The sequence below is a fragment of the Microbacterium sp. genome, from assembly GCF_035277845.1.
GTDB lineage: Bacteria > Actinomycetota > Actinomycetes > Actinomycetales > Microbacteriaceae > Microbacterium.
In genome coordinates, this window is the sequence record NZ_DATEJS010000039.1 from 1 (window position 1) to 14,896 (window position 14,896).

At 71.5% G+C, this 14,896-nt stretch carries 11 protein-coding genes; 7 read left to right on the top strand and 4 right to left on the bottom strand.

Translation table 11 applies throughout. The annotated features are described in order from the left end of the window. Positions 1 to 503 precede the first annotated feature (503 nt). The gene (locus VJR25_RS01405) at positions 504 to 1,160 is read left to right on the top strand and encodes a vitamin K epoxide reductase family protein (protein WP_324111753.1); all 657 of its coding nucleotides are present in this window, start codon (positions 504 to 506) and stop codon (positions 1,158 to 1,160) included. 79 nt (positions 1,161 to 1,239) lie between these two features. Here VJR25_RS01405 and ndk read toward each other — a convergent pair whose 3' ends face one another. The 4 genes from ndk to ileS are packed head-to-tail and all read right to left on the bottom strand — an operon-like array spanning position 1,240 to position 6,873. After that, a complete protein-coding gene (gene ndk / locus VJR25_RS01410) occupies positions 1,240 to 1,656 on the bottom strand; it encodes a nucleoside-diphosphate kinase (protein ID WP_324111755.1) in 417 nt (138 codons plus the stop codon). Between the two features lie 5 nt (positions 1,657 to 1,661). Further along, positions 1,662 to 2,120, bottom strand: a complete 459-nt coding sequence (locus VJR25_RS01415; protein ID WP_324111757.1) for a DUF4233 domain-containing protein — start codon at positions 2,118 to 2,120, stop codon at positions 1,662 to 1,664. Continuing rightward, a complete protein-coding gene (locus VJR25_RS01420; protein ID WP_324111759.1) occupies positions 2,117 to 3,481 on the bottom strand; it encodes a folylpolyglutamate synthase/dihydrofolate synthase family protein in 1,365 nt (454 codons plus the stop codon). The genes VJR25_RS01415 and VJR25_RS01420 overlap by 4 nt, the downstream gene beginning before the upstream one ends. Then, on the bottom strand, positions 3,481 to 6,873 hold the full coding sequence (gene ileS / locus VJR25_RS01425; RefSeq protein ID WP_324111761.1) for an isoleucine--tRNA ligase: 3,393 nt from the start codon (positions 6,871 to 6,873) through the stop codon (positions 3,481 to 3,483). Before ileS ends, VJR25_RS01420 begins: the two co-directional genes overlap by 1 nt. Before the next feature lie 289 nt (positions 6,874 to 7,162). On the opposite strand from ileS, the gene VJR25_RS01430 reads away from it, so the two are divergent. The 6 genes from VJR25_RS01430 (at position 7,163) to VJR25_RS01455 (ending at position 14,775) form a co-directional block, all read left to right on the top strand. Then, positions 7,163 to 9,661: a circularly permuted type 2 ATP-grasp protein gene (locus VJR25_RS01430; RefSeq protein ID WP_324111763.1), complete on the top strand. Its 2,499-nt coding sequence runs from the start codon at positions 7,163 to 7,165 to the stop codon at positions 9,659 to 9,661. Continuing rightward, positions 9,661 to 10,557: a transglutaminase family protein gene (locus tag VJR25_RS01435; protein WP_324111765.1), complete on the top strand. Its 897-nt coding sequence runs from the start codon at positions 9,661 to 9,663 to the stop codon at positions 10,555 to 10,557. The genes VJR25_RS01430 and VJR25_RS01435 overlap by 1 nt, the downstream gene beginning before the upstream one ends. 119 nt (positions 10,558 to 10,676) lie before the next feature. Further along, a complete protein-coding gene (locus VJR25_RS01440) occupies positions 10,677 to 11,438 on the top strand; it encodes a DeoR/GlpR family DNA-binding transcription regulator (protein WP_324111767.1) in 762 nt (253 codons plus the stop codon). Beyond that, on the top strand, positions 11,435 to 12,382 hold the full coding sequence (gene pfkB, locus VJR25_RS01445) for a 1-phosphofructokinase (protein WP_324111769.1): 948 nt from the start codon (positions 11,435 to 11,437) through the stop codon (positions 12,380 to 12,382). Before VJR25_RS01440 ends, pfkB begins: the two co-directional genes overlap by 4 nt. A gap of 24 nt (positions 12,383 to 12,406) precedes the next feature. Continuing rightward, entirely contained in the window at positions 12,407 to 14,473 is a 2,067-nt protein-coding gene (locus VJR25_RS01450; RefSeq protein ID WP_324111771.1) for a fructose-specific PTS transporter subunit EIIC, read from the top strand. A 32-nt stretch (positions 14,474 to 14,505) separates the two neighbouring features. Then, entirely contained in the window at positions 14,506 to 14,775 is a 270-nt protein-coding gene (locus tag VJR25_RS01455) for an HPr family phosphocarrier protein (RefSeq protein WP_324111773.1), read from the top strand. The last annotated feature ends 121 nt before the right edge of the window (positions 14,776 to 14,896 follow it).

The following is a 14,896-nucleotide window of genomic DNA, read 5'->3' on the forward strand; positions in this document are numbered from 1 at the left end:
CCTTCGTCAGCGGGAGCCGCCTCGGCAGGCGCGCCCTCTTCAGCCGGGGCAGGCTCTTCAGCCGGGGCAGGCTCTTCAGCCGGGGCAACCGCGTCACCGGTGTCCGCGTCCTCGGCGGAGACGGCATCCGACCCCGCGGCGGGCGCATCGGTCGCCTCCCCGACGGGCGTCAGATCGACGTCCGTGCTCGGCTGCTCGTCTCGGTTCGTGGGGTTCTCATCAACCGTCACCGGTGCTCTTCCTGCGGGCGACACCGTGCGTCGCCCGGCGAAATCTCGTGCGGTGCGCCTCGCGCTGCGGGGCGGCTCCGCGAATTCTCACGGTTCTGCAGTCGGCGGGTTCGCTCGGACTGCAGTGGGCGTCCAGCGCCCGAAAGTCTGTCGACGCGGCCCCGGCGTCGCCGGGGATGCATCCGGTCCATTATCGCACCAAGAACGGACGATCCGCGAAGCGCGACCTTCGGGCGAGTCACAGCCACAGCACCGGATGCCATAATCCGAGGCATGGCCGACATCCGGAACGACGCATCCGCGCCCGCCCCCGCCGCCCGGCGCCCGATCGTGATGGCGGTGTGGCTCGTCATCGCCGGCGTCATCGGCTGGTGGGCCGCGTTCCAGCTGACCATCGAGAAGTTCGCCGCACTGGAGCATCCCGGCACCAAGGCGGCCTGCGACTTCAGCGTCCTGGTGCAGTGCACGGCCAACCTGGACTCATGGCAGGGCCGGGCGTTCGGCTTCCCGAACCCGATCATCGGGCTCGCCTGCTGGATCGCGCCGATCGTGGTGGGCATGGCGATCCTCGCCGGAGCCCGGTTCGCGAAGTGGTTCTGGTTCCTCTTCTGGTGCGGGTTCGTGTTCGCGTTCGGATTCATCATCTGGCTGATGACCCAGAGCATCTACGCGCCGAACCTGCACACGCTGTGCCCGTGGTGCATGACCACGTGGGCCGTGGTGATCCCCTCGTTCTACGTCGTGACCCTGCACCTGTTCCGCATCGGCGTGTTCCCGGTCGGCGAGAAGGGCCGACACATCGCAGACCGCCTCATGGCGTGGGTGCCGCTGGCCACGTTCGTCAGCTACGTGATCATCCTGCTGCTCGCGCAGTTCGAGCTGAACGCCATCGTCAACATCCTCCAGACGATCGGGAACTCGTTCCGCTGAGCTGTCGCGACGACGAGAAGAAGCCCGGCAGCACCGCTCATGCGCGTGCTGCCGGGCTCCGGTGTTCGGGGTGATCCGATCAGCCGAACCAGATCTCGAGCTCGCGCGCGGCCGACTCCGGGCTGTCCGAGCCGTGCACGAGGTTCTGCTGCACGGCGAGGCCCCAGTCGCGGCCGAAGTCGCCGCGGACGGTGCCGGGCGCGGCCGTGGTCGGGTCGGTGGTGCCGGCGAGCGAACGGAAGCCCTCGATGACCCGGTTCCCGGCCAGGCGGATGGCGACCGAGGGCCCCGACATCATGAACTCGACGAGCGGCTCGTAGAACGGCTTGCCGGCGTGCTCGGCGTAGTGCAGCTCGAGGATGTCGCGGTCGGGCTCGACCAGTTTGATGTCGACGAGGGCGTAGCCCTTCGCCTCGATGCGGGCGAGGATCGCGCCGGTGAGTCCGCGCGCCACACCGTCGGGCTTGACGAGGACGAGGGTCTGTTCGGTGGCCATGGCAGTCAGTCTCCGTTCGCGGATTCGCGCATGATTCGGGCATTGCGCCGGTCGAGGGACGCCCCCTTGATGGTGGCATACCCGTACATGCCGCCGAAAATCAGCGCCACGATGAGCATCGCCGGCACGAGGAAGGCGCAGAGCGCCACCAGCACCTGCAGCGCCCAGCCGACGACGATGCCCCAGCGATGGCGGGTGAGGCCGGACGCCACCAGCATGAGCACGGCCAGGACGATGCCCACGACGATCCCCCACCACGGCGCGATGCCGAACGGCAGCGCCTTCAGGCCGTAGATCACGAGGCCTGCGAGGAACATGATGAGCGCCTCCGCGCCGAGCACGACCTGGCCGAGCGATTCGGCCGCGCCACGCTGCCGGCGAGGCCTGCGCGGCGGGGTCGCGTCGGGTGCGGGCGTCTCGCCGGGACGAGAAGCCTCGTCGGGCGCGGGTGTCTCCTCGCTCACGACTCGTACCCTCCCTTCCAATCCTCGGACGCCGACAGGGCGACGGCTTCGCCGGCGAGCACCACCGAACCGGCGATGATCACGGCGCGCCGGTGCGGGGCCTCGATCCCCTGCGCCGCCCACGCCCGTGCGGCCTCGGCCGCATCGGCGAGATCCCGGTGCACGGTGACCGGCAGCTCCGCCGCCTCGGCGAGATCGGCGATGCGGTCGGCGTCGTTCGCGCGCTCCGAGTCCGGCGCGGTCGCGAAGACGTGGGCCGCGACGGGTGCGAGCTCGCGCAGGATGCCGGCGGCATCCTTGTCCGCCAGCACGCCCAGCACGACGCCCCACTCGTCGAAGTCGAACGACTCGCGCAGGGCCGTGACCAGCGCGTGGGCGCCGTGCGGGTTGTGCGCGGCGTCGACGAGCACGGTGGGCTCGGTGCCGAGCAGCTGCAGGCGTCCCGGGGAGAGCACCTGGCCGAGCCCTTCGGCGAGCACATCCCCCGTGATCGGCTGGGTCGCGCCGCCGATGAGCGACTCGACCGCCGCGATCGCGAGGGCCGCGTTGAAGCCCTGGTGCGCGCCGTACAGCGGCAGATACACGTCGTCGTAGGCGCCGGCGAGTCCGCGCACGCGCAGCTGCTGGCCCCCGACGGCGAGGCGCTGCTCGGCGAGGGCGAACTCGTCGCCCTCGAACGAGATGCTCGCGCCGTGTGCGGCCGCCGCCTCGCGCAGCACCGCCTCGGCCGCGGCATCCTGACGCGACGAGACCACGGCAGCACCGTCCTTGATGATGCCGGCCTTCACGCCCGCGATCTCGGCGACCGTGTCGCCGAGGCGGTCCGCGTGGTCGATGTCGATCGGCGCGAACACCGCGACGTCGCCGTCGGCCGTGTTCGTGGAGTCCCACGCCCCGCCCATCCCCACTTCGAGCACGAGCACGTCGACCGGGGCGTCCGCCGCGACGACGAACGCGAGCACGGTGAGCACCTCGAAGAAGGTGAGTCGCGCGTCGCCCGCGGCGGCGAGCTCGGCGTCGACCAGTTCGACGAACGGCAGGATCTCGTCCCAGGCGTCCGCGACCGCGGCATCCGCGACCGGCGCGCCGTCGATCATGATGCGCTCGGTGAAACGCTGCAGGTGCGGGCTCGTGAACAGGCCGGTGCGCAGGCCGTGCGCGCGCACCAGGCTCTCGATCATGCGGCTCGTCGACGTCTTGCCGTTCGTGCCGGTGATGTGCACGACGCGGTACGTGCGCTGGGGGTCGTCCAGCAGTTCGAGCACGCGCCGGGTGCGCTCGACGCGCGGCTGAACCCACTGCTCGCCCTGACGCTCCAGCAGCGCCGCGTAGACGGCATCCGCCCGTTCGCGGTCGTTCATCAGACGGCCTCCGTCTCGCGCACGAGCATCCTGGTGACGCCGACGCGGAATGCGCCGCGATTGGCGAACTCTCCGGCGCCGAACTCGCCGGTGTGGCCGGGGTCGACGGCGGCGTCGAAGGTGGACCCGGTCAGCACCCCGCCGTTGACGGTTGCGACCAGGGCCAGCGTCTCGCCGGCGACGTCCGCCGTGGCGAACGCGTCGCGGACGGCCGCGGCATCCTGCTCGTCGTCGAACGAGAGGGCCAGCGCGATGCGGTCGCTCACCTCGAATCCGGCCGCCTTGCGGGTGTCCTGCACGGCGCGGACGACGTCACGCGCCAGCCCCTCGGCCTCGAGCTCGGCGGTCGTCGTGGTGTCCAGCAGCACGAACCCGCCGGACGGAAGCAGTGCCAGCGCCTCTCCCTCGGGACGACCGGAGGTCTCGAGCACCAGTTCGTACTCCGCCTCGACGAGCGGGATGCCGCCGGCGACGACGCCCTCGGAGGTCTGCTGCCAGTCCCCCGCCTTGGCGGCCTGGATCACCTGCTGCACCTGCTTGCCCAGGCGCGGTCCCGCCGCGCGGGCGTTCACCTGCAGACGATGCGTGATGCCGTACTCGGCGGCGCTGTCGTCGGCGAGTTCGACGAGCTCGACGCCCTTGACGTTGAGCTCCTCGCGCAGGATGTCGGTGAACAGTCCGAGCCCCGCCGACCCCGCCGTCGCGACCGTCAGACGCGGCAGCGGCAGGCGCACGCGCTTGCCCTCGCGCTTTCGCAGGGCGTTGGCGACGCTGGAGACCTCTCGGGCGGCATCCATCGCCTGGCGGATGTCCTCGGCCGGCGCGAAGGACGCGGCATCCGGCCAGTCGGTCAGGTGCACGCTGCGGCCGCCGGTGAGCCCCTGCCAGACGCGCTCGGAGACGAGCGGCATGAGCGGTGCCGCCACCCGGCAGAGCGTCTCGAGCACGGTGTAGAGCGTGTCGAACGCCGCAGTGCTGCTCTCGTACTCCGGGCTTCGCGGGTCGTCGGCGACGCCCAGCCAGAAGCGGTCGCGGGAGCGGCGGATGTACCAGTTGGTGAGCACCTCGGCGAAGTCGCGCAGCTTGGCGGCCGCCATCGTCGAGTCCAGGCCGTCGAGATCATGCGCGACGTCCCGCACGAGGTCGCCGGTGAGCGCCAGGATGTAGCGGTCGAGCACGTCGGTCGAGTCGGTGCGCCACCGGGCCTCGTACCCGCCGGGGGCGGCGGCGTTGGCATAGGTGGAGAAGAAGTACCACGCGTTCCACACCGGGAGCATGAACTCGCGCACGCCGGCGCGGATGCCCTCCTCGGTGACGACGAGGTTGCCGCCGCGCAGCACCGAGCTCGACATCAGGAACCAGCGCATCGCGTCCGAGCCGTCGCGGTCGAACACCTCGTTGACGTCCGGATAGTTGCGCAGCGACTTCGACATCTTCTGCCCGTCGCTGCCGAGCACGATGCCGTGGCACGCCACACCGCTGAACGCGGGCCGGTCGAAGAGCGCCGTCGACAGCACGTGCATGAGGTAGAACCAGCCGCGCGTCTGCCCGATGTACTCGACGATGAAGTCGGCCGGAGCGTGCGTGTCGAACCACTCGCGGTTCTCGAACGGGTAGTGCACCTGCGCGTACGGCATCGAGCCGGAGTCGAACCAGACGTCGAAGACGTCCTCGATGCGGCGCATCGTCGACGTGCCGGTCGGGTCGTCCGGGTTCGGGCGGGTCAGGTCGTCGATGTAGGGACGGTGGAGATCGACCTCGCCCTCGGGGTTGCGCGGCAGACGGCCGAAGTCGCGCTCGAGCTCCTCGAGCGAACCATACGCGTCGACGCGGGGGTGGGCCGGGTCGTCGCTCTTCCAGATCGGGATGGGCGAGCCCCAGTACCGGTTGCGGCTGATCGACCAGTCGCGCGCCCCCTCCAGCCACTTGCCGAACTGGCCGTGCTGCACGTTGCCGGGAACCCACGTGATCTGCTCGTTGTTCGCGAGCATGCGGTCCTTGAAGTCCGTGACGCGCACGAACCAGCTGGACACCGCGCGGTAGATGAGGGGGTTGCGGCAGCGCCAGCAGTGCGGATACGAGTGCTCGTAGGATGCCTCGCGCAGCAGCCGCCCCTCGGCCTTCAGCACGCGGATGAGCGGGCGGTTGGCATCCATCCAGAGCTCGCCGGCGACGTCGGTCACCTGCGGCAGGAACCGTCCGCCGTCGTCGAGGCTCATGATGAGCGGGATGCCGTGCGCCTCGGTGACGCGCTGGTCGTCCTCACCGTAGGCGGGAGCCTGGTGGACGATGCCGGTGCCGTCGGTGGTGGTGACGTAGTCGTCGACGAGGATGCGCCACGCGCTGCCGGTGCCCCACACGTCCGCGTCGGCGTAGTAGTCGAAGAGCCGGTCGTAGGTGACGTCGGCGAGGTCCTTGCCGAGCAGGGTCTGATCGACAGCCGCGCGCGCGGCCTCCGGTGACTCGTAGCCGAGGTCCTTCGCGTAGCCGCCGAGAAGGTCGGATGCCAGCAGGTAGCGGTGCGCCGTGGCTTCGAGGGCGTCATCCCCCGGGTGCACGTCGGCGGCGCCGGCCGGGCCGCCGGGCACCACGACGTATTCGATCTCGGGACCGACCACGAGGGCCAGGTTCGTCGGCAGCGTCCACGGCGTCGTCGTCCACGCGAGGGCGCGCACGGCGGTGAGCCCCAGCGTCTCGGCCTTCACGCCGGTGAGCGGGAACGTCACCGTCACGGACGGGTCCTGGCGCATCTTGTAGACGTCGTCGTCCATGCGCAGCTCGTGGTTGGAGAGCGGCGTCTCGTCGCGCCAGCAATACGGCAGCACGCGGTACCCCTCGTACGCCAGGCCCTTGTCCCACAGGGTCTTGAAGGCCCAGAGCACCGACTCCATGTAATCGACGTCGAGCGTCTTGTAGCCGCGCTCGAAGTCCACCCAGCGCGCCTGACGGGTGACGTAGTCCTCCCAGTCGCGCGTGTACTTCAGCACCGACGCGCGGGCCTTGGCGTTGAACGTGTCGATGCCCATCGCCTCGATCTCGCTCTTCTCGGTGAGGCCGAGCTGCTTCATGGCCTCGAGCTCGGCGGGAAGCCCGTGGGTGTCCCAGCCGAAGACGCGGTCGACCTTCTTGCCGCGCATGGTCTGGAAGCGCGGGAAGAGGTCCTTCGCGTAGCCGGTGAGCAGGTGCCCGTAGTGCGGAAGCCCGTTGGCGAACGGCGGGCCGTCGTAGAACACCCACTCCTCGGCGCCGTCGCGGTTCGCGATCGAGGCGCGGAAGGTGTCATCGTGCTCCCAGAACGCGAGGGTCTCCCGCTCGATGTCGGGGAAGCGCGGGCTCGGCACGACCGTCTGGTCGGCGGCGGGGCCAAAGGAGGATGTCTTCGGGTAGGTCATCGTCTCTCGCAGCAGCTCGGTTTGTCTCTTGCTGCCGGGACGATCCTGGGACCGCGGTACCACCCTGCGTTGCGCCCGCTCGTGCGGGGCCACTTTCACTGCGGCTGTGACGGGCCTGCCCCGCTCGGTTCTAGTGGGGGCCGCGAGGCCCTGTTCTTCCGAGTGCTCCCCGGTGATGCCGGATCGATGCGCGTGGGTCGATTCTACCGGATCCGCGCGCGCCGGCTCTGTGCGCGATTCGGTAGGTTGAAGCGATCTGTGTCCGGACACGGCATCCCGAGAGGCCCGCGTGAGCATCATCCAGGACTACGCCCGCACCGCGAGCACGGGCGACGGCTCCGGCGCCTACGACGAGGTCGTGGATGCCGACGGCCTGCTGCGCCCGGCCTGGCGGGAGTTCGCGGCGGTCGCCCTCGACCTCGAGCCGGCCGAGGTCACCCGGGTCGCCGACGAGGTCAGCCGGTTCCTGGCCGACGACGGGGTCACCTGGACCGCACCCGTCGGCGAATCGCTGCCCTGGCGCCTGGACCCGATGCCGTTCGTGCTCGACCCGGAGGCGTGGGCGCACCTGGATGCCGGTCTCGCGCAGCGCGCCGAGCTCTGGAACGCGGTGCTCGCCGATCTCTACGGCGAGCGCACGCTGCTGCGGCACGGCATCCTGCCCGCCGCCGCCGTCTTCGGGCACAGCGGATACCTCCGCCCGCTGGTCCGTCCGTCCGCGCCCGCAGCCCAGTCGCTCGTGCTCACCGCAGCCGATCTCGGCCGCACCCCGGACGGCACGTGGCAGGTGCTCGCCGACCGGCTGCAGGCCCCGTCGGGGCTCGGCTACGTGATGGAGAACCGGCGGGTCATCTCGCAGGTGATCCCCGAGCTCTACCAGCTCGGCGCCCCGCACCGGATGGCGCCCTACTTCGCCGCGCTCCGCGCCGCCCTGCTCGGCAGCGCCGCCGACGGGATCGCGGACCCGCGCGTCGTGGTGCTGTCTCCCGGTCCCCACTCGGAGACGGCGTTCGATCAGGCCCACATCGCGACGGTGCTCGGATTCCCCCTGGTGCAGGGCGAGGACCTGCTGATGCGGGACGGCTGGGTGTGGCTCAAGCCCCCGGGCTGGCCCAAGCGCCCGGCGACCGAGCGGGTCGACGTCATCCTGCGCCGCGTGGATCCGCTGTGGAGCGACCCGCTCGAACTGCGCGGCGACTCGCGTCTCGGCGTCGCAGGGCTGACCGAGGCCGTCCGGCGCGGGCGCGTGCAGGTGGTGAACGGCCTCGGCGCGGGGGTTCTGGAGAACCCCGCGCTGGCGGCGTTCCTGCCGGATGCCTGCCAGGCCCTGCTCGGCGAACCGCTGCGACTCGCTCAGGCGCCCACCTGGTGGTGCGGGGACGACGAGGCCCGCGCCTTCGTGCTGCGCCGGCTCGCCGATCCGGACTTCGAGGTGCTGCGGATCGACGAGCCCGCGCAGCCCGGCACCCCCGTGCCGGCCACCGCTCCCGACGCGCTGCGCGCCCGCATCCTGGCCGCCCCGCACCTGTACGTCGGACGCGAGCGGCCGCTGTTGTCGCGTGCGCCGGTGTGGACGGATGCCGGCGGCGCGAGCCCGCACCCGGTGTCGCTGCGCATGTTCACGCTGCGGTACGGCACCGCGTACCGCCCGCTCGCCGGGGGGCTCGCGACCGCGTACGACCGAACCGGCACCCGCATCGCGAAGGACGTGTGGGTGCGCAAGACCGACGCGTCCGAGCCCGACCAGGGACTCGCCGACCTCGACGGCGACGTCGTGGCGCGCCTGGACACGGTGCTCTCGCCGCGCAGCCTCGAGAACCTGTTCTGGGCCGGCCGCTACTCCGAACGCGCGGAGGACGTGCTGCGGATGATCCTCGCCGTCGACCCGGAGCTCGACGAGCTCGCGGCGACGGATCCCGAGGCGCCGGGCGCCGGCGCCCGGTCGCTGCTCGTGCCCCTGCACCGCCTCGCCGGTCCGCCGCCCGGTCGTGCGGCGGCCTCCCCGGTCGCCGACATCCGGTCCCTGCTGCTGGACCCGCAGCGCATCGGGGGCGCCGCGCACTCCCTGGGGTGCCTGCGGGACGCGCTCGAGGAGGTGCGCGACCAGCTCTCCGGCGACACGTGGCGCGTGCTCGCCGGGATGACGCGCGCCCAGCGCTCCCTGCGGATCAACCGCCACGAGCACCAGATCGCGGAGTCCGCCGGGCAGATGCTCGGCGCGCTGCTCTCCTTGCAGGGCGTCACCGCGAACATGATCCGGGATGCGGGCTGGCACCTGATCGAGGCGGGACGCAGCCTCGAGCGCGGCCTGCAGGTGTGCCGGCTGCTGCGCGCAACGGTCGTCACGACCCGCCCGGTGCGCATCGAGCGGGAAGTGCGCGATGCGCTCGTCACCTGCACGGAGAGCGCGGTGACGTTCCGCCGCCGCTACCGGGGCACGGCGCGCGTCGGCGCCCTGGTGGAGCTTCTGGTCGCCGACCGGCAGAATCCGCGCTCGGTCGCGTTCGCCGTCGACCGCCTCATGGAGCACGTCGCGTCGCTGCCGGCATCCACCGGCTCGACCCGGGCGGAACGGCTGATCCGCGATCTCGCCGACCGGCTCCGCGATCTCGACGCGCCCGCGCTCGCCGCCTCGCACAACGGTCGCCGAGCCGCACTGGAGGAGCTTCTCACGGACCTCGTCACGCAACTGGAGCAGGTCGCGGACGCCACCGCCGAGCTGCACTTCGCGGGCGGCCTGCCCCCGGTCGCGCTCACCGACCTGTCGCTCATCGAGGAGGTCGGCTGATGCGCTACCGCGTGTTCCACCGCACCACGTACACGTACGACGACGACGTCCGCGACAGCCTCGGGGTCTACCACCTCACCCCGCGACCCCTCCCCTGGCAGGAGGTCACGACGACGTCGGCCACCGTCGACCCGGATCCCGTCGACCTCCGTCCCGACGTCGACGTCTACGGCAATTCCGTGACCTACTTCCAGGTCACCGCGAAGCACCGGCGCCTGCAGATCGAGGCGAACAGCGACGTGACCGTCGCCCATCCCGAGTACGACGACGCCGCCCTGGCCCGTCCGTGGGAGCAGTCCCGGCCGCACGACAGCAGCGCCGGCGATGCGTGGCTCGCGACGGAGTTCGCACTGGAGTCCGCCCGCGCCGCTCACGCGGACGGCGTGTTCGAGTACGCGGCGGCGTCCCTCACCCCCGGCCGGCCCGTCGGCGAGGCGGCCGACGACCTCATGCACCGGATCTTCCGCGATTTCCGCTACGACAGCACCGCCACGACGGTCACCAGCACCGTGGCGCACGTGCTCGAGCAGCGCGCCGGCGTGTGCCAGGACTTCGCCCACCTCGCCCTCGCGTGCCTGCGCAGCCACGGTGTGGCCGCACGCTACGTGAGCGGGTATCTGGCGACCCAGCCTCCGCCCGGCAAGGAGCGCGTGTTCGGCGCGGATGCCTCACATGCGTGGCTCGCGGTGTGGCTCCCCGGTCAGGAGTCGTGGCTGGCCATCGATCCCACCAACGACCAGCGCGCGAACGACCGGTACGTGACGGTCGCCTGGGGCCGCGACTACGCGGACGTCTCGCCGATGCGCGGCATCATCTTCACCGACGCCCGGTCATCGACGCTGCGGGTCTCGGTCGATGTCGCACCCTGGACGGAGGCATCCGCTCCCCCGGCCTGACGTGCATTCCCACATGAACCAACATCAGATTCTTTTTTTCTGTTGTTCTCTGTTGGTTTGTGTGGCATAGTGGTTCCACGCCCACCGATCCACAGGGCGCAGACGGCGAAGGAGCCCCGATGTACGCAGCAGAGCGGCAGCAGCGCATCCTCGAACGCGCGCAGCTCGACGGTCGCGTCGAAGTCACCCTCCTCGCCGACCACCTCGACGTCACGACCGAGACCGTCCGCCGCGACCTCGCCGTCCTCGAACAGCAGGGGCTCGTCCGCCGCGTGCACGGCGGCGCCCTTCCCACGGAACGGTCGGTCCCCGAGCTCACGCTCACCTCCCGCATCGGACAGCAGGCCGATGCCAAGATGCGGATCGCCACGCGCGCCCTCGACGAACTCCCGGACGGCGGCACCGTGCTGCTGGACTCCGGGTCGACCACCCTCGCGCTCGCCGGTCTCATCCCGGTCGATGCCCGCCTCACCGTCGTCACCAACAACGCGAGCATCGTCTCGGCGCTGGCCGGCTACGAGAACCTCACCCTGCTGCTGATCGGCGGGCGCGTGCGCACCGTCACCGCCGCCGCGGTCGGCCCATGGGCCACCGCGGCGCTCGCCGGCCTCGCGGTGGACGTCGCCTACCTGGGGACGAACGGCTTCGATGCCGACCACGGGCTCTCCACGCCCGACCAGGACGAAGCCGCCGTCAAGCGCGCCATGCTCGACGCCGCCCGCACCCGCATCCTGCTCGCGGATTCCAGCAAGCTCGGCGCAGTGCACCTGCAGCGGTTCGCCCGTGCCGACGAGCTGCACACGATCATCACCGACAGCGATGCGGACGCGGATGCCGTCGAGGCCCTCCGCGCCGCCGGACCGAAGGTCGTGACCGCATGATCGTCACCCTGACCCCGAACCCCAGCATCGACCGCGCGGTGGGCATCGACGTCCTCGCCCGCGGCGAGGTGCTGCGGGCGACCTCCAGCCGGATCGACCCCGGCGGCAAGGGCCTGAACGTCTCCCGCGCCGTCGTCGCGATGGGCGGCGCCACCCGCGCCGTGCTCCCCTCCGGCGGCGTCGAGGGCGGCGTGCTGGAGTCGCTGTGCGCCGCGGCATCCGTGCCGGTCGACGTCGTGCCCATCCGCGGCACCGTGCGCATGAACATCAGCGTGCTCGAGCCCGACGGCACCACCACCAAGCTCAACGAGCCCGGGCCGGAACTCAGCGACGACGAGATCGACGCCCTCATCGACACCACGCTCGGCGACGTGCCCGCCGGCGCCTGGCTCTCCGGCGGCGGCAGCCTGCCGCCCGGTGCTCCGGTCGACTTCTACGCCCGCCTCGTGCACGCGGCCCGGGGCCGCGGCATCCCGATCGCGGTCGACACGTCCGGCGACCCGCTCGCAGCGGCCGTGGCCGCGGGCCCCACGCTCATCAAGCCCAACCGCGAGGAGCTCAGCGAACTCGTCGGGCGCGACCTGTGCACCCTCGGGGCCGTGATCGACGCCGCCACCGATCTCCACCGCGGCGGCGTGACCGTCGTCGCCGTGAGCCTCGGCGGAGACGGCGCGGTCATCGTCAACGGCACCGGCATCTGGCACGCCACCGCCCGCGTGAGCGGCGTCGTGTCGACCGTCGCCGCCGGCGACTGCATGCTCGCCGGGCTCCTGTTCGCCCTCGACGCGGGGCACACCGCGGCCGACGCGCTCGCCGAGGGGGTGCGCTGGGGCTCCGCCGCGGTGCGCCTGCCCGGCAGCGAGGTCCCGACCCCCGCCGACATCCGGGACATCCACGTCTCGGTGACCTCCATCCCCGACCGCGAGCTCGCACTCGCCGACTGAACCACCCCTGGAAGGACAACTGCCATGCCCCTGATCAATGAAGAGCAGGTGGTGCTCGACCTCACCGGCACCGACCGGCACGAGGCGACCGACACCCTCGCCGCCCGGCTCGTGGCCACCGGCCGCTGCACGGACCTCGACCAGTTCCTCGCCGACGTGCGGGACCGCGAGACGAAGATGGCCACCGGGCTCCCCGGCGGCATCGGAATCCCGCACGCCCGCAGCGCCGCCATCACCGAGCCCTCCCTCGTCTTCGGGCGCACCACGGAGGGCATCGACTGGGGAGCCAAGGACGGTCCCGCGCACCTGGTGTTCCTCATCGCGGCCCCGGAAGGCGGCGGTGACGCGCACATGCAGATGCTGCCGAAGCTCGCCCGCGCCCTGATGCGCACCGAGTTCCGCGAGGCGCTCCAGGGTGCCACGACCGCCGCCGAGGTGGTCGCCGTGGTCAACGCGAACGTGCAGCTCGACGACGCTCCGAAGCCCGCCCCCGCGGCATCCGCGGACCCCGCGGCGGAGACCACCGCCAGCGACGTCCCCGCCGCCCGCTCCCTGAAGCTCGTCGGCGTCACCTCCTGCCCGACCGGCATCGCGCACACCTACATGGCGGCCGAGGCTCTCGAGCGCGCAGCCGTCGAGGCCGGTCACACCATCAAGGTGGAGACGCAGGGCTCCGCGGGCTCGACCCCGCTGAGCCGCGCCGAGATCGCCGAAGCCGACGCCGTCGTGTTCGCGCACGACCTCGCCGTGAAGGACATCGGCCGGTTCGCCGGCAAGCCCACGGTCGACGTCGGCGTGAAGAAGGCCATCTCCGACGGCCCCGAGCTGATCGCCCGTGCGGCGACGCTCGCCGCGGAATGGCAGGCCGACCCGGCCAAGGCCGCGCAGGCAGCCGCAGCGAGCGCCGCGAGCGGCCTCACCACCAAGGTCGACAACGAGGCCCGGGTGGGCACGAAGATCCGCCAGTGGCTGATGACCGGTGTCTCGTACATGATCCCGTTCGTCGCCGCGGGCGGCATCCTGATCGCCCTGTCGTTCATGGTCGCCCAGATCGCGCTCGGCGCGAACGGCGCGATCCAGATCGTCAAGTTCAACCTGACCTCGCCGGACGCCTTCAACATCGCACAGCACTTCAACCCGGTGAGCCTCACCTCGTGGGCTGCCCTGCTGTTCGTGATGGGCTCGGCCTCGTTCGGCTTCCTCGTGCCGATCCTGTCCGGGTTCATCGCCTTCGCGATCGCCGACCGGCCGGGACTCGTCCCCGGCATCGTCGGCGGCGCGATCGCGGCGTCCATGAACGCGGGCTTCCTCGGCGGCCTCGTCACCGGTTTCGTGGCCGGGTTCGTCGCCCGCTGGATCGCGCACTGGAGGGTGCACAAGGGCGTCCGCGGCGTCATGCCCGTCGTCGTCATCCCGCTGCTGTCCACCCTCATCACCGCGGGCCTGTTCATCACGATCCTCGGTCGCCCCATCGTCTGGCTGATGACCCAGCTCAACGGGTGGCTGAACAGCATGAGCGGTGCGGGCGCCCTCATCCTGGGCCTCATCCTCGGCGCCATGATGGGCTTCGACCTCGGCGGACCGGTCAACAAGACCGCCTACACCTTCGCGACGACCGGCCTGCTCGCCGCCGGCACCCTGACGAACGCGCCGCAGCTGAAGATCATGGCCGCGGTGATGGCCGCCGGCATGGTCGCGCCCCTCGCGATGGCACTCGCCACCGCCGTGCGCCCCCGGCTGTTCACCGAGCCCGAGCGCGAGAACGGCAAGGCGGCGTGGCTGCTCGGGTTCTCGTTCATCTCGGAGGGCGCGATCCCCTTCGCGGCCGCCGACCCGATCCGCATCATCGTCTCCTCCGTCATCGGCTCGGCCGTCACCGGCGGGCTGTCGATGATCCTCGGTGCGACCCTGCGCGCCCCGCACGGCGGCATCTGGGTGCTGCCGCTCATCGGCCAGCCGCTGCTGTTCCTGCTCGCCCTCGCCGTGGGCGTCGCGGTCATGGCGCTGATCGTCATCATCCTGAAGACTGTGGCTCAGAACCGGGCCATCGCCGCCGGCGTGGAACCGGTCACCGAGTCGGTCGCCGTCTGACACCCATCCGCCTCTTTTCGAAGGAGAACATCATGGCCACCCGCACCGTCACCATCGCCTCGTCCGTCGGCCTGCACGCCCGCCCCGCGGCCCTGTTCGTCGAAGCCGCGGCCGGTTCCGGCCTCGACGTCGAGATCGGCCGCCCGGGTCAGGATGCCGTGGACGCCACCAGCATCCTCGGGGTGATGGCGCTCGGCGCCACCCATGGCGAGGAGGTCGTGCTCACCGCTTCGGGCGACGGAGCCGACGCCGTGCTCGACCAGCTCGTCACGCTGCTGGCGACCGACCTGGACGCCGAGTGACATGACCACCACCAACCCCGGCGAGATCCGGCAGGGAATCGGGGTCAGCCCCGGCACGGCGTACGGCCCGGTGGTGCAGGTCGCGCCGCCGGTCGCGCCGCCGGTCGCCGAGCCCGCCCCG

Bases quoted from the DNA above. Each gene is read 5' to 3' on its own strand.
- ndk (WP_324111755.1), bottom strand. From the start codon at position 1,656: ATGGCCACCGAACAGACCCTCGTCCTCGTCAAGCCCGACGGTGTGGCG.
- pfkB (WP_324111769.1), top strand. From the start codon at position 11,435: ATGATCGTCACCCTGACCCCGAACCCCAGCATCGACCGCGCGGTGGGC.
- ileS (WP_324111761.1), bottom strand. From the start codon at position 6,873: ATGACCTACCCGAAGACATCCTCCTTTGGCCCCGCCGCCGACCAGACG.
- VJR25_RS01440 (WP_324111767.1), top strand. From the start codon at position 10,677: ATGTACGCAGCAGAGCGGCAGCAGCGCATCCTCGAACGCGCGCAGCTC.
- VJR25_RS01405 (WP_324111753.1), top strand. From the start codon at position 504: ATGGCCGACATCCGGAACGACGCATCCGCGCCCGCCCCCGCCGCCCGG.
- VJR25_RS01420 (WP_324111759.1), bottom strand. From the start codon at position 3,481: ATGAACGACCGCGAACGGGCGGATGCCGTCTACGCGGCGCTGCTGGAG.
- VJR25_RS01450 (WP_324111771.1), top strand. From the start codon at position 12,407: ATGCCCCTGATCAATGAAGAGCAGGTGGTGCTCGACCTCACCGGCACC.
- VJR25_RS01455 (WP_324111773.1), top strand. From the start codon at position 14,506: ATGGCCACCCGCACCGTCACCATCGCCTCGTCCGTCGGCCTGCACGCC.
- VJR25_RS01435 (WP_324111765.1), top strand. From the start codon at position 9,661: ATGCGCTACCGCGTGTTCCACCGCACCACGTACACGTACGACGACGAC.